The organism is Henriciella barbarensis, assembly GCF_003576345.1.
In the GTDB taxonomy this organism is placed as follows: Bacteria; Pseudomonadota; Alphaproteobacteria; order Caulobacterales; family Hyphomonadaceae; genus Henriciella; species Henriciella barbarensis.
Genome location: NZ_QWGB01000014.1, coordinates 392,585 through 405,807 on the forward strand (window position 1 = coordinate 392,585; position 13,223 = coordinate 405,807).

Here is a 13,223-nt window from a genome sequence, read left to right on the forward strand (position 1 = left end):
GGCGTGTCAGTCCAGACACTGTAAGACTGCTAGATCCCGGAAGCGGTCATTAGGCATCCCGTCCAGACCTATATTCTCAGCAACAGAAACGTTGGACTAGCAACGATTCGAGTCGAACATCGCCTCCGATTGTGGCCAGATCATCGTCAGCACTTCGCGAGAGAGGGGGGCGGCTGACGATCCTGATATCACCGAATGAGCGTAAACACCGTGCTGTTCGGCGTCGTACCGACCGAAGAAGGCGCTAGCCGGGCAAAGTGCGCGTCCCCGCGCTTCTTCCGCTTTTCCAAACAGGAGATCAAGAACGTCCGTGTCGGGATCGTGGTCCTTTTTGGGCGCCCAGCTATCCGGCCAGAGGCGAGATCCCCGATACCATTTGCGGCCATTCTGTCCCCAGCAGATCAACATCGACAATCCAGGATCGAGATTGACGTAGCGCAGAGCCGTCGCCTTCCGGCTCGCATCGAACGCTTCTGAAAGCTCTCCAATCGATTTGAACGACGGTTTGGAAAACGCGCGCAGGCGTGGTTCGAACATGTAGCGCGGCATCAAAAGTTCAGCCGCATACTGATCGGCTTGTCTTTCCTTCGACTTTGCCCGTCCATTGACCGCGCCGATATCCTGTTTGGCGCAATAAAGACGCTGATTGCGGTGATGGTGCCAATGCCCCAATTCATGACTGAGAGAAAATCGAGCGCGCTTTTCGCCATAGCGATCGTCGATTGTAATGACTGCGCGATCGCGAATGCCCGTGACCCGAGCTTCGCACGACTCCATGCGCTTGTACTTTACCTTCGCACCCACGGCGAAGGCCAGAACTTCAAGATCGATGTCGCCAGGATCAGTAATGCCATAGCGTTGCAGCAATTCTTCCGATGGCGACATACGCGTCATGCGTCATTATCTCCGGCAAGCTCATAACCAAGCTCCAATAAGTCGTTCGCGTAATCGATAACTTCGCTGTCAGGCATCGCGCCTGACTTGGCGTTGCGCGCCGCCTGCGTCAGCTCGGGCAGTTCTTTTGCGGCGCGCTCGACGAGTGCGCGCGCTTCCTCCGCGCTCAATGATGACCTTTGCGCTGATATGCGTTGCTGGGCTTTCATTTCAGCTCTGACCTTGGCCAGATCCTTCTGCCCGGCCTTCATGCGTGCGCTGTCAGCCAGGCTGTCAAACGCCTTGCCGGCATCTTCCGGCCGCACCCCTTCGGACTCCAGCTCCGCCAAAACCTCCTCATCACTCATATTGAGGATCGCATCAGCGACAGTGTCCGCAAGATCCAACAATTGATCGCGTTTCGATTTGGCTGTCATGAGTCCCTCCGTTGTTTTCCAAAGCGATCCATCATGCGCGAGATGCGCTTGTGGATCGTCGCAAGCTCCTTCTTTGTGACGCCCGCGAGATCGCACAGCTCCTGACCCCGAAGACCATCCATTGAACCCAGCAGGACGAGCTCCGTTTTCTCGCACTCGTTGCACTGTTCGCTGAGAAATACCTGGAAGGCGGCGTCGCGTTCAGCGCCAATCAATATGTCCTCAGGGGATGCGATATTCGGGTCTTCGACATTCGCTGCAAACAAATCGTATTTGGCGCTCGTCACTTCGAGCGCATGCGCTTCGTGCCGCCGTTTGCGCCATTCCGTGCGGTTGCTTGCAAGCGACCGCATTACATTCTTCATGAAGACCAGAGCATCCACATCTGCGGGGCAGGTCCGCCTGTGTTTCCCGTCGGTTTCGTGAACCTTCATGATGGCTTCCTGCAGCAAATCGTCTGCATCCATATCGCCGGCGACGGCAGCGTATTTGCGGGCGATCATGCGCAACTTTTGTTTGTCGACATCGCTCAGCGCGTCGAGTTCATCGAGAAGCTCCTGAGGCTCCTTTCTCTGTTTTGGCTCGGCTACGCTCAACGGATCGCCCTCCTTGATACAGCTCCATATGGGTAGGCGCGCCAATCACGCCAATTCGGACAGAATTGAGAAATAAATTTTCGTGTCCGAGTCCTCATGTCCCGCAAGCCTCTGTTGTTGTGAGCACACCTCGCCACAGCAACCAGGAAAGGCATTGCCGCCATGACAGACGAAAACCTTTATGTTGATCTTGAAGACTGCGCCCGCAGCGGCGCATCCGCCACTGGCGCGACCCATTTCCGGGTGCGCGTCGATGACGCCCGTCATAAGATTGATGATCCCAAGCCGACCGGACGGCAGCTCCTGAAACTGGCCAGCAAAACGCCAGTCGAAGAACACCTGCTGTTCCTCTTACTCCGCGGAGGCGGTCTTGAGGAAATCCAGCTGGACGAAACGGTCGATCTGACGCGTCCGGGCGCAGAACGCTTCCTCAGCTTCAATAGTGCAGCATCATTCAGGCTCGAACTTGATGGCGAGCGGTTTGAATGGGGCGCAAAACTGATCACGGGGTTGAAACTTAAACATCTGGCTGGCGTCGATCCCGCCTGCTACGCGCTCTGGCGCGAAGTCCGGGGCGGGGAGGACGAGCCGATCAATGACGATCAGATCATCGATCTCGGTGAAGACGGTCTGGAGCGTTTCTTCACCGTTATAGAAAAAACGACAGCGGGCGATTTCGCCAGCGGCGGAGTTCTGCCCCGCCGCGACGCTACCTATTTGGCCGACCATGATCTCGCTCACGAGGTTCGGGTGAGCGGCGATCAGACAGGCCTCATGCTGCTCAAACACTCATTGCCCAGCGGCGTTTTTGACGCCGACGCTGCGGACATTTTGATCGTGCTTCCGCCTGGTTATCCCGATACGTCGCCCGACATGTTCTACTGCAATCCATGGCTGCGGCTGGCTGGATCCGGGCGGTATCCGAAATGCGCCGATTACGCCCACCAGTTTGACGGCGTCTCTTGGCAGCGCTGGTCACGGCACAACAATAACTGGCGTCCTGGCAAGGATGGTATCTGGACCATGCTTAAACGCATCGAATGCGCCATCCGTGAGGCCGCACATTGATGACCACTAATATTGTTATTCCGGAGCGGCTGGCCGCAGCCCTGCGCTATGCGAGCTTCGATGGTGAAAATGAGTGTGGTGCGTGGGCGCTATTATCAAAATCACAGATTTCGTGCGATCCCTGGTCCCGTAAGCCGCGAGAAAAACTCATCCTGCGCCACTTGCGCCCCCTTGGTCCGCACGACATCGACTCCGCTTCGCCTGTCCATCTTACGGTTCGCACTGCCGCGTTCATGCACGTTTTGAAAGAAGCAGCCCAACAAGATCTGATGCCCGGATTCCTGCATGGTCATCCGAGCGGGTATGACGGATTTTCCGATACAGATGATCAGAATGAACGCGCCTTGCTACAGGCCGCGAAAAACCGTGTGGGATCCACAGCGCACCTCGTCAGCCTGCTCTGCCTCCCCGACGGTCCCATTCGCGCTCGGTTATGGCGGGGGCATAATGAGGTCGTTTCATGTCCTGTGACTGTCAGCGGAAAAGCCGTGGAGCGCTTCGACCACACACCCAAAAGCATCGACAAGACTCTCGACCGGCAATCCCGGGTCTTTGGTGAAACCTTCAATCAGGTGTTGCGATCTCTACGTGTCCTGGTCGTTGGTGCCGGCGGCACCGGATCGCCATTGACAATTATGCTTGCGCGCGCAGGCGTAAAACATCTCGTTACGATCGATCCGGACACCATAGAAGATACCAATCTGCATCGCCTTCACGGCGTTGGCGCCCCAGCGATTGGCGCCGCAAAATCCTTGGCGCTTGCCGGACACATTCGCTCCCTTGGTCTCGGTACTCATATTGTCGGCGTCCATGGCAATATCATCGACCCTCAGCATCGGGACCTGCTTAAATCTGCGGATATAGTCTTCTGTGCAACAGACGATCACGCCGGCCGCATGCTGTTGAACCGTTTCGCCTATTTTTACGATACTCCGGTCATCGATCTTGGACTTGCCATCTCGAAAGACGGCCCCCGCCGGGTGCGCGACATGACCGGCCGTGTTTCATTGCTTTATCCTGGAGCACCGTGCCTCCTGTGCCGAAACATTGTCGATCCCCGGCGCGCCCGCGAAGAGGAATTGAAACGGCGTGACCCCGAAAATTACGGGCGACAGGTTCAGGAAGGCTATATAATTGGCGGCGGTGATCCGGAACCTGCCTTTATCGCCATGACCACCTCGGTCGCCTGTATGGCTCTTGAAGAATTTACGCAGATGCTGAGCGGGTATCGCGGCGACAGCGGTAATGTCAGGCAACGATTGCGACGTTTCCAAATTCCTGAAGATCGCATTTCAGGAGGTAATCCAAACCCAGATTGTCCGCTATGCGCGCAATCTGACGATTGGGGCGTGGGCGACACAACACCGTTTTTGGACCGGGTGGCCTGATCATGAAGTTCACACCTGTTTTTCGATCTATTCTTGTCAGTCTGAGACTGGTTTCACGCCCGGACTTGACCGTGCGCCGAGCCGTTGAACAGCCCGCCAGCAAAGACCTTGTGGGCGGTGAAATTGTCATCGTTGGCGAAAAGACACAGCTAAAATGGGCGGTCCTGAAATGCCCCGGTGGATGCGGCAATATCATGCGTCTTCCTCTAAGGGATCGTGCCTCGCCGAGATGGTCAGTGACAGCAGACTGGCTGGGCCGTGCGACGGCGACACCGTCTGTGCATCAGAAGAACGCCTGCAGAGCTCATTACTGGATTAAGCGGGGACGGGTGGTCTGGTGCGAGGACTCTTGGTGCGGCCCATCGAACGGTACACATGCATAACTCAGGAAAGAAGCAAATTAACGTGAGAATGTCTGGTTATGCGCCCTGAGCAGCCGCTAAGCGGTCCAGATTGCATAAGGGCCAGTATGGGAAGTTCGTCGACGCACATCGCAGCCGACTTTCCCGTATTTCCACTTTTGGTCACGTCCACTCTGAGCGCAAGAGCAGACAACACACCGCCTATGATTAGTCTTGGTGTGCCTCCTCATAGTGCAACTCCAGCCACTTCGAACCGTAGTCATTGGACGGGTCCCGCACGATTGAATGGACGTGATTAAACCCACCGTCGGCCGACCTCTCTCGCACATAGTCAATAAGGATCGACGGGCCTCGAACACGGTACATGTAGCGGGCTGCCGGATCATCGGTCGGGCCCCACCACTCGAAATGAAGAGTCTCCGGGCCATCTGCTTCGATCGCAGAACGCTGGCGCGCAGATGCTTCGTGAGAGGCATCATCCAGGTATTCATCGATCAGGGCATCCAGCAGGCTTTCCTGAACCGGGTCCAGGTCAGACGCGCGAAGGCCTGCGGGTTGGCCGAAAGCCATTTCGCGTCCTTTTCCCATGAAGACTTCATCATCGACCTCTTCCGAGATGATCGCATCTTCGAGTTGTGTCGGCGAAAGCGATGCTAGCAATGCGAAGGCACGATCGGCTTCATGTTGCAGGATGCGCCATCCGGCGTATCGCCCCTTCTGGACGATCTGCGGACTCGCGCCTAGAAAGAGGGGTGTGAACGCAATCCGGCCATCCGCAACAGTAAAATTGGCTGCATAGTGATGCCCGCTCACCATCCATCCCCAGTTGTCATCATTCATATCCCCAAAAACGGATACGAAGAATTTCTCGGAATCGTAGTTTTCCGCGAAAGCGAATGCTTCTGGCTTTCGAGGATCGTCATCCCGCATCGATGCAATGAAAGCGGTAAAGCTGTCGTTCAGCACGTCCTCGTGCCACATAATCGTTGTCGTCTTCAGATACCCTTGGCTCGAAAATGCCGCTGCCATCATTGCATGAAGCGCTCGTCGCTGTTCGGCATTCATGTCGGAAACCGCCAGTCCAGAGCGCGGGGCCATGCTAACTGGCAGGTTCGACCAATTGGTGCGCACGTCTTTGTCGTCCAGCGCGGCTACGACTGCCTCTCTCTGTTCGCTCTCAAGCGTCTTAAGAAAGGCGCTGGTGGCCTGACGCATCGCCGCGACTCTTGAAGCTTCGAGTTTCTCAACTGACGCGCCATGTGAGTATGCTGGAGATGTCGAGTGTGATGCACCAGCAAGAAATGTTGCCGCGAGTCCGATAGCAAACCGTTTCATAGTTTCCGTCCCCCTCGACGGTTTGCTTAGGCCAGACAGCATCTGGTGGCAAATCTCCGCTTTCGGGATTTAGCGGACCCGCCGATTGCATCATTATCATTGTGAAGAGTCGGCCGATGACTTCTCATCTACCGCCGCCAAAAACCCGCGCAGATAGGACTGCGGTATCTCGACAATCATGTCATTACGCTGGCCTACAATCTTGAACGTGAGCACGGGGCGCTCTGCGAGCTCACGAAGCTGGGGCATAGTCATATCGATCCCGACGAGTTCCGTCTTCAGGCAATTCAGGCCGATGCAATCCACATCGCTGTCGATCCGCGTGACTTCAAATGCCTCACCTTGGCTATAGGCTGCGCGATAACCGGGCCAATCGCCTTGCGTCGATTGACGCACCCGGATCTGGACGTCGCTGAAGTCGGTCACGTCTGAGCCCGAGCGGCCGATATCGAAGGCGCGCACGTGATAAATGTTATAGCCGTCAGTCCATTTGTTTCGTTCAGGGTCGAGATAGCGGATCTCCGGGCCTGTCGCCGTTCGTGTGCCCATGTGTGGATCATCTTCGAACGTCACCGCAGCTCGTACAGCTTCGAAACTCGTCGCGCTCTCAGACGCCGCTGCCGCATTACCGCTTCCCCGCACACTTTCCGGCGTCGAGACATTTGTAGCGCAGGCGCCGAGTGAGGCTGCCAGTGCACCTGCCGCGATAGTGGTCAGAAGTCGGTGTGTCATGAAACTCTCCTTAGATGCTTATGAGTCTCACTACCACTCGTTTCGGCCGAGAGTTCAAGGAGAAAATGATACTTATAGGCTGTAGTCTCATCGTCTACGCCGCGCTCCTGTCCAGGGTATGGATGTACGGGTTCTCGTCGGCGCAAACACAAAGCGACTTCGCAGGCTCAAAGGCTGGTCGCAGGAAGAGCTTGCGCACCAGTCTGGTTTGCACCGGACCTACGTTTCCGGCGTGGAGAGAGGCGTACGTAACCCGACCGTAACGGTGCTGGCGGAGCTGGCGAAGGCGCTAGGCGCCTCACCAGGCGAGTTCTTTAAAGAGCCAGCTTAGCACACCAGCGAGCCGGTAGCGGAAGCACAGCCTGTCCCTCCATAAAACAAAGGCGGACTGACACGCAGCCCGCCTCGCTTTCGCAACAGGATTCATCACGCGGCTTTGTCCCAGCTCATATAGGCCTTGAAGAATTCAGGGTCCTTCAGTGCCTCTTTCTCCTCGTCTGAAAACTCATAATCGTCCGCGTCGAACTGGCCGATCTCATTCTTGTAGCGGATGAAGTCGAGCTCAACATCGCGTGGTTCGTGAACCTCTTTGTCGAGCCGCGTTTCCCATTTTTTGCCCATCTGTTTTTTGAGCTTCGTGCGCATGAAAGCCCTGAACTTTTTGTTCTCCGCCTTCCGACGGCTAAGCTCCCGTAGCGACCCTCGTGTTGGTCGAGGGCGGTTCTCGAAAATCGCTTTGAGTTGCTTTTCCGTTAGATCAACAAGCGCTGTCGGCAGGTCACCGTCCTCCGCGTAGTAAAAGCGCTCATCAATTATGACCTGGCGATATTTTGGCGCAAACTCCCGCCACATGGGGTCAGTCGTCGGTATGAGCTCCCTGAGTTTTGCAAGAAACCATCTTTGATCGGCAATGTCGCTGTCCTCATCATCAAGACCTTCGAACTCAGCCTCCTGGATATCGACCTCACATCTCACCATCTGCGCGATCATTCCAAGCCATGTTTGAAACTGCTCGGCATTTAGCGGGCCGTTTACCTCAACGGTTCCGGCCTCATAGTCGATCTTGATCTGCTCGGCGGAAAGGATCGGGAAGACATAATTGTCGCCGTATTTCGAGCGATCATTTTCGTATTTCGTGATCGCCGCTTTTATTTTTATAGCGGTCTCAAAAAGGTCCTCAGCCGCTGCGCGGCGCCTTTCCATCTCCTGAGCTGCCCAATCGAAAACCCGTTTCTGAGCATGAGGCTTTCCATCCAGAGCATCTTTGACGATCCGGCGTGGCAGGGCTTCTTCAAGCGTGATTTCTCTGGTCTTGCCGTTTTCCGTGATGGTGACCTTGCTCTTAAGCAGCTCTTCGAGTGATCCCATCAAGGCGCTCCCATGTGATTTCGGTGACGACGACTTCGACTTTTTACGCGGGCGTCCGTTTGGGTTGGGGCTGGGGCCTCCCTTCTTGAACTGGCTTGCCACCGGTGGGTCCGCAAACCCACCTTTCCCGGTCTTTGGTCCCTTGGGTTGCCGTTTCTGCTTCTTCTCCTTGCTCATGCCACGCCCTCCTCGAGAACGGCGTCCGAGCGAACCCGCTCAGCCTCGTCTTTGGCGTAGGTCTCCCACCGGTGAAGTATTACATCGCAGTAGAGCGGATCGATCTCAGCGAGATAAGCGCATCGCCCCGTCGTCTCGGCTGCCAGCAAAGTGCTGCCGGATCCCCCAAAGAGGTCCAGAACAATGCCATTGCGGGTCGAGACATCGCGAATGGCGTCTGCGATCATCTCGACCGGTTTGACGGTCGGGTGCATTGCGAGCTCTTCGGTGCGGTTAGCACCAGCCGAGTTCATGCCCCGATAGTGCCAGACATTCGTGCGGTAGCGCCCATGCTGACCGAGTTCGAAATTGTTGATGTGGGCACCAGTCCCGTTCTTGAAGGCGAAGATCAGCTCATGAGGGGAGCGATAGAACGTCCCCATGCCGCCATTATCCTTGACCCAGGCGATGACGTTCTTGAGCTCAGAATAGACGGCCTCACCCGCCGCAAGAATCTCGCCCATATGGCGCCAATCCATACAGACGAAGTGAATGGAGCCATCCGTGGTGTAACGCCTCTGGACTTCGAATGTATCGCGCAGGAAGCCGGTGAACTCCGCCTTGCTCATCTCGCCGGACGCCATCGCAAACTCGCGGTGCTTGACGGAGCCTGAGCCGCAGACATTGCCGTCGATCGCGACATTATAAGGCGGATCGGTGAAAACCATCTCGGCCTTCTTGCCAGCCATAAGCAGACGGATCGTCATCGGATTGCGGGCATCAGTGCACATGAGGCGATGCCGGCCGAGCTGCCAGATGTCTCCAGGCTCGCAGCGTCTAGGGACGCTGTCTAGTGCAGGAATCGCTTCTTCCTTTGGATCGGTCGCGGGCGCCTGGTCGGCGCCTTCGATGATGAAGTCGAGCTCATGGGTGTCGAAGCCCGTGATCTCCAGGTCGAAATCGAGATCAAGCTCGCTTAGAGCGCCTAGTTCCAGGCGCAGAAGGTCTTCATCCCAGCCCGCATTCAGGGCAAGCTTGTTATCGGCGATGACATAGGCGCGGCACTCGGCCTCGCTCAGATGCTCGATGCGAATACAAGGTACCGTGTCCATGCCGAGAGACTTCGCAGCCTCCACCCGTCCATGACCGGCAAGGATCCTATTATCATCATCGACAAGGACCGGGTTGGTAAATCCAAACTGCAGTATGCTCGATTCAAGCTGCTGGTGCTGTTTGCGAGAATGCGTCCTAGCGTTGTTTTTCCAGGGCGTCAGACTTCGCGGATCGAGATATTCGATATGTCTTTCTGTCATGAGATTTCTCCTTTCCTTGGAAACTCATGACTATCTCGTGTCTGCGAAGATGGTGAATTCTATCAAGCCCTTGAAAGAAAGCGCGAAATTTCGCGATTTCTTATAATTTCGCGATTGCAAACTGCATAAGCACTTGAAGAGTCAACAGAATTTGTTCTTTGTATGATCGCCTTATGCGCCACTCCTGTTCTCGTTACTTTTGGCGAGACGAAGAATTTTTCATTAAATTTCCGCAATAAAATGAATTTGTCTGACTTTTTTCTCCGTAAGCCGACAGCCCTCTTCACTCGCTCTATTCAGCATCTGTGCCCCGGTCGGCTCTGAACGAGGGCAAAGAAGCCGTCTGATTAGCTTATCGTTGAAAGCGATCGCCTGCGGCCTGGATCACATAATGCGCTTTCTGGGAAACAGATCAGCAGCTTTGTATCTGCCTCTCGCCATCATGAGCGATGTCTGGGTGAAAAGCATGCGGGCAAAAGGTCTGAAAGTGCCCCTTCAATACGGGGCTTGACCCTCTAGTTACTAGAGGTGCTATGGTAATGGGCTTGAAATAATTCACTCGCATCAACTCACTCGCATCTAAGCTTACAGTATGAGCCTACCCCCGATGACAAAGCACTTGCGAACGTTGATCGTCATGATGATGACGGTCGCTTTCGTGATTGCGCCCATGAGTGCGGCGGTAGATACGATGCATACAGGCGATCAGAGCGCAGCGATGTGCGCCGGCGCCGAGCTTTCGCAGGACGGGGCCCCCGAGGAGCCCTCGCATGACGGACACGAACATAAGGCCCATCATTGCGGCAGCTGTCATGTCCACATGATCGGCGGGAGCTATTTCGGCGCCGCCATTCAGCCTGAGATTCAGACTAAGCGGCTTCGTCCGGGCTTGGCATTCCACGCGAGCCTCGTTCCGGATGGCCTATACCGACCTCCCCGCGCCTAGACCGACGACACCAAAACTTTGTGCTGCTCCGGCTGCACTGTCGTTGAATCTGGACGAGGAAACCATCCAAAATGAAAATTCTGCTATGTGGCGCTGTTGCCGCAATAGGCCTGCCTGCCATGGTCGGCGCAGCCTATGCCGAGGGGTGCAGTGCTACCCCGCTCCGGGCGATCGAGTATGATCAGACGCCTCCGCTCACGCTGGAACAGGCTGTTGCGCGAGCCGGCAATACCGCGCCCGAAATCCTGATTGCCGCCTTGGAAGCGAGAGCCGCTTCGGCCGATGCCGACCAGGCCGGGCGGCGGCTCAACCCGGCGGTTTCCCTGGAGACCGAGAACTTTGCGGGCACCGGCGGTCTCGAAGGCTTTAATGCCTATGAGACGACGCTGGCGCTGGAACAGACCTTCCAACTCGGAGGCAAACGTCGCTTGTCCGAGAGAGCTGCAAGGGCCGAGGCCGCGCTTGCAAGCGCAAAGTGCAACGTCCAGCGATTGGAAGTCCAGCGGCTTGCGGGTGAACTCTTTCTTGACTTGCAGGCAGCAATCGAAATGGCCGCAGTGGCAGATGCATCGGCCAAACTGGCCGAGGAGTTTGCATATATTGTTGAGCGTCGCGTCGACGCAGGAGCCACAGCCCCGCCCGAGCTGTCCCGTGCAAAAGCCGAAGCAGCGATCCTTCAGGCCACCGCCGATGCGGCCCAAGGCGAGGCGGAAGCCCGTGCACTGGCGCTCGCCTCGGTCTGGGGCAGCGCCAAGGTAGATTTCATCCTGCCGAGAGCAGAGGCTTCACACTTGGCGCTCTACGGTACGGAACCGGATCCTGACGGTGCTAAACATCCAAAATTGCAAGCGGCTCAAGCCGGTGCGGAAGCCAAGGTGGCAGCGACAGACCGCGCGCGGGCCGGCGCCTGGCCGGATATTACCGTCTCTACTGGCATCCGGCGCTTTGAGGACACCGGAGACAGTGCATTCCTCGTGGGGGTAAGCCTGCCATTGCCGGTCTTTGACCGTAACCAGGATGCTACAAGGGCAGCCAAATTCCGCACCGAAGGGGCCGAACTGAATGCCAGGGCCATCGAAGCGAGGCTGAGAGCCGAGCAGGCGAGCCGCGCCGCGCAAATCCGGGGCGCAGAATCCCGATTGCAGCGTCTTGAGGAAGAGGCCCTGCCCTTCGCCGAAGATGCCTACGCTTCAGCCGCCGAAGGCTACCGGGTTGGCAAGTTCGATCTCACCGCCACGCTCGATGCAAGACGCAGCCTAATTGAAACCCGCGCCGCCGTGATCGATGCCCGGCTGGCGCTCCTTACACAAACCCTGCGGCTGCGTGCGCTGATTGGCGCAGCGCCCTTCGACGGAGAGATCCAATGAAACTGAATTTGTTCTATGCGGCGCTGCTTTCTTCGGCGCTTCTATATCTTGGCGCCTGTGGCAATGACGCTCCCGCTTCACCACCTGCAGACCAGACGGCCCCGGAGGGCGAGGGCGACCATGAGAGCCATGCAGAAGACGGCAATGATCATGTCGAGCTGACCGCCGAGGAGGCGGAAGCTGCCGGTATCCGGACCGGGCCAGCCCAAACAGGAGCGGTTTCGGGCCAGCTGGAACTGCCGGCCGAGATCCGTTTCGATGCGGACCGTGTCGCAAGGGTCTCGCCACAGGTCGAGGGCACCGTTGCTCAGCTCTATGCAGGCGAAGGCGACATCGTGAAAGCCGGCGCCACGCTTGCCCGGCTGACCAGTCGTGAACTTGCCGGCCTAAAGGCCGATTATCTGAATGCCCTGAGCGCCGAGCGCCTCGCGCAAGCCGAGCTTGAGCGTGAGGAAAATCTCTGGGAGCAGAAAATCACCGCCGAGGCCGATCTGCAGTCGGCGCGTGCGGCATTCGCCGCAGCCAATGCCGGCCGGGAAGCTGCCGAAAACAGACTGCATGCCATCGGCATCGGTCATGGCACGCTGGACATGCTGGATGAGGCTGCGGACGGGTCGCTTGCGCAAGCCTATGTCACGGCGCCCCTGGCCGGAGAAGTGATCCAGCGAAGCGTTTCGCTTGGAGAAACCGTATCCGCTGGCGGCGCGCCCATCTTTGTCATCATTGATGATAGCGTCGTGTGGGCCGATATCGCGGTCTACAAGGAAGATCTCGGCAAGGTCAGCGAAGGCCAGACCGTGACATTCCAGCAGGAGGATGGCCGCGTCCTGGCCGAAGGGACAATTTCAAATGTTCTGCCTGTCATTAACGAGGCGTCCCGGACAGCAACAGCGCGCGTCATTGTCGACAATGCCGAACACAGGCTGAAGCCCGGTCAGTTCGTAACGGCGCGGATCGACACGGGAGAGGGGCGCCCCGTCGTGCGCGTTCCCTCCGATGCGATTGTCAGCGTCGAGGACAGGATGTCCGTCTTCGTCCCGACCGATGACGGGTTCGAACCGCGCGAGGTCCGCACAGGGAACAGCGCGAGGGGCTACACCGAGATCATTTCCGGGGTCGAGGCCGACGAAGCATTCGTTGCCGAGGGCGCCTTCACCCTGAAAGCGCAGCTTGAAAAAGACGCTTTCGGCGACGGCCACGCACACTAGGAGACCCGCAAAATGATCAATTTGATGCACCGCCTTGCGGGTGGCCGGCTGCTTGCCGCCATTGCCGCACTCGC

14 protein-coding genes are annotated in these 13,223 nt (G+C 57.1%); 7 read left to right on the forward strand and 7 right to left on the reverse strand.

The window, feature by feature from the left end; genetic code table 11:
- Nucleotides 1–96: 96 nt before the first annotated feature.
- The 3 genes from D1224_RS16240 to D1224_RS16250 are packed head-to-tail and all read right to left on the reverse strand — an operon-like array spanning nt 97 to nt 1,906.
- Entirely contained in the window at nt 97–894 is a 798-nt protein-coding gene (locus D1224_RS16240) for an ImmA/IrrE family metallo-endopeptidase (RefSeq protein WP_119380968.1), read from the reverse strand.
- Nucleotides 891–1,310 carry a hypothetical protein gene (locus D1224_RS16245; protein ID WP_119380969.1) on the reverse strand — a complete coding sequence of 140 codons (420 nt, stop codon included), beginning with the start codon at nt 1,308–1,310 and terminating at the stop codon, nt 891–893. The genes D1224_RS16240 and D1224_RS16245 overlap by 4 nt, the downstream gene beginning before the upstream one ends.
- Nucleotides 1,307–1,906, reverse strand: a complete 600-nt coding sequence (locus tag D1224_RS16250; protein WP_119380970.1) for an RNA polymerase sigma factor — start codon at nt 1,904–1,906, stop codon at nt 1,307–1,309. Before D1224_RS16250 ends, D1224_RS16245 begins: the two co-directional genes overlap by 4 nt.
- Before the next feature lie 162 nt (nt 1,907–2,068).
- Here D1224_RS16250 and D1224_RS16255 point away from each other — a divergent pair, with 162 nt between their 5' ends.
- Genes D1224_RS16255 through D1224_RS16900 form a run of 3 tightly spaced genes read left to right on the forward strand, consistent with a single transcriptional unit; the run spans nt 2,069 to nt 4,745 of the window.
- Complete coding sequence (locus tag D1224_RS16255) at nt 2,069–2,974, forward strand: multiubiquitin domain-containing protein (RefSeq protein ID WP_119380971.1); 906 nt, start codon at nt 2,069–2,071, stop codon at nt 2,972–2,974.
- Nucleotides 2,974–4,362 carry a ThiF family adenylyltransferase gene (locus tag D1224_RS16260; protein WP_119380972.1) on the forward strand — a complete coding sequence of 463 codons (1,389 nt, stop codon included), beginning with the start codon at nt 2,974–2,976 and terminating at the stop codon, nt 4,360–4,362. Before D1224_RS16255 ends, D1224_RS16260 begins: the two co-directional genes overlap by 1 nt.
- Before the next feature lie 2 nt (nt 4,363–4,364).
- Nucleotides 4,365–4,745, forward strand: coding sequence for a DUF6527 family protein (locus tag D1224_RS16900; protein ID WP_407647474.1), 381 nt, complete (start codon nt 4,365–4,367; stop codon nt 4,743–4,745).
- Nucleotides 4,746–4,931: 186 nt separating this feature from the next.
- Here D1224_RS16900 and D1224_RS16265 read toward each other — a convergent pair whose 3' ends face one another.
- Nucleotides 4,932–6,059 (reverse strand): DUF3500 domain-containing protein, encoded by a 1,128-nt coding sequence (locus D1224_RS16265; RefSeq protein ID WP_182482347.1) that lies wholly within the window; start codon nt 6,057–6,059, stop codon nt 4,932–4,934.
- 96 nt (nt 6,060–6,155) lie between these two features.
- On the reverse strand, nt 6,156–6,791 hold the full coding sequence (locus D1224_RS16270) for a hypothetical protein (RefSeq protein WP_119380974.1): 636 nt from the start codon (nt 6,789–6,791) through the stop codon (nt 6,156–6,158).
- Nucleotides 6,792–6,909: 118 nt separating this feature from the next.
- Here D1224_RS16270 and D1224_RS16275 point away from each other — a divergent pair, with 118 nt between their 5' ends.
- On the forward strand, nt 6,910–7,122 hold the full coding sequence (locus tag D1224_RS16275) for a helix-turn-helix domain-containing protein (RefSeq protein WP_119380975.1): 213 nt from the start codon (nt 6,910–6,912) through the stop codon (nt 7,120–7,122).
- Between the two features lie 95 nt (nt 7,123–7,217).
- Here the strand turns inward: D1224_RS16275 and D1224_RS16280 are convergent, their stop codons facing one another.
- Entirely contained in the window at nt 7,218–8,336 is a 1,119-nt protein-coding gene (locus D1224_RS16280; protein ID WP_119380976.1) for a DUF5681 domain-containing protein, read from the reverse strand.
- A complete protein-coding gene (locus D1224_RS16285; RefSeq protein WP_119380977.1) occupies nt 8,333–9,628 on the reverse strand; it encodes a site-specific DNA-methyltransferase in 1,296 nt (431 codons plus the stop codon). The genes D1224_RS16280 and D1224_RS16285 overlap by 4 nt, the downstream gene beginning before the upstream one ends.
- A 607-nt stretch (nt 9,629–10,235) precedes the next feature.
- Between D1224_RS16285 and D1224_RS16290 the strand changes: the two genes are divergently transcribed.
- From D1224_RS16290 to D1224_RS16300, 3 genes are all read left to right on the forward strand, one after another.
- Nucleotides 10,236–10,574, forward strand: a complete 339-nt coding sequence (locus D1224_RS16290; protein ID WP_119380978.1) for a DUF2946 family protein — start codon at nt 10,236–10,238, stop codon at nt 10,572–10,574.
- Nucleotides 10,575–10,645: 71 nt separating this feature from the next.
- Complete coding sequence (locus D1224_RS16295) at nt 10,646–11,941, forward strand: TolC family protein (RefSeq protein ID WP_119380392.1); 1,296 nt, start codon at nt 10,646–10,648, stop codon at nt 11,939–11,941.
- Nucleotides 11,938–13,149 carry an efflux RND transporter periplasmic adaptor subunit gene (locus tag D1224_RS16300; protein WP_119380391.1) on the forward strand — a complete coding sequence of 404 codons (1,212 nt, stop codon included), beginning with the start codon at nt 11,938–11,940 and terminating at the stop codon, nt 13,147–13,149. Before D1224_RS16295 ends, D1224_RS16300 begins: the two co-directional genes overlap by 4 nt.
- Nucleotides 13,150–13,223 lie beyond the last annotated feature (74 nt).

Bases quoted from the DNA above. Each gene is read 5' to 3' on its own strand.
- D1224_RS16240 (WP_119380968.1), bottom strand. From the start codon at position 894: ATGACGCGTATGTCGCCATCGGAAGAATTGCTGCAACGCTATGGCATT.
- D1224_RS16245 (WP_119380969.1), bottom strand. From the start codon at position 1,310: ATGACAGCCAAATCGAAACGCGATCAATTGTTGGATCTTGCGGACACT.
- D1224_RS16255 (WP_119380971.1), top strand. From the start codon at position 2,069: ATGACAGACGAAAACCTTTATGTTGATCTTGAAGACTGCGCCCGCAGC.
- D1224_RS16260 (WP_119380972.1), top strand. From the start codon at position 2,974: ATGACCACTAATATTGTTATTCCGGAGCGGCTGGCCGCAGCCCTGCGC.
- D1224_RS16900 (WP_407647474.1), top strand. From the start codon at position 4,365: ATGAAGTTCACACCTGTTTTTCGATCTATTCTTGTCAGTCTGAGACTG.
- D1224_RS16265 (WP_182482347.1), bottom strand. From the start codon at position 6,059: ATGAAACGGTTTGCTATCGGACTCGCGGCAACATTTCTTGCTGGTGCA.
- D1224_RS16270 (WP_119380974.1), bottom strand. From the start codon at position 6,791: ATGACACACCGACTTCTGACCACTATCGCGGCAGGTGCACTGGCAGCC.
- D1224_RS16275 (WP_119380975.1), top strand. From the start codon at position 6,910: ATGGATGTACGGGTTCTCGTCGGCGCAAACACAAAGCGACTTCGCAGG.
- D1224_RS16280 (WP_119380976.1), bottom strand. From the start codon at position 8,336: ATGAGCAAGGAGAAGAAGCAGAAACGGCAACCCAAGGGACCAAAGACC.
- D1224_RS16285 (WP_119380977.1), bottom strand. From the start codon at position 9,628: ATGACAGAAAGACATATCGAATATCTCGATCCGCGAAGTCTGACGCCC.
- D1224_RS16290 (WP_119380978.1), top strand. From the start codon at position 10,236: ATGACAAAGCACTTGCGAACGTTGATCGTCATGATGATGACGGTCGCT.
- D1224_RS16295 (WP_119380392.1), top strand. From the start codon at position 10,646: ATGAAAATTCTGCTATGTGGCGCTGTTGCCGCAATAGGCCTGCCTGCC.
- D1224_RS16300 (WP_119380391.1), top strand. From the start codon at position 11,938: ATGAAACTGAATTTGTTCTATGCGGCGCTGCTTTCTTCGGCGCTTCTA.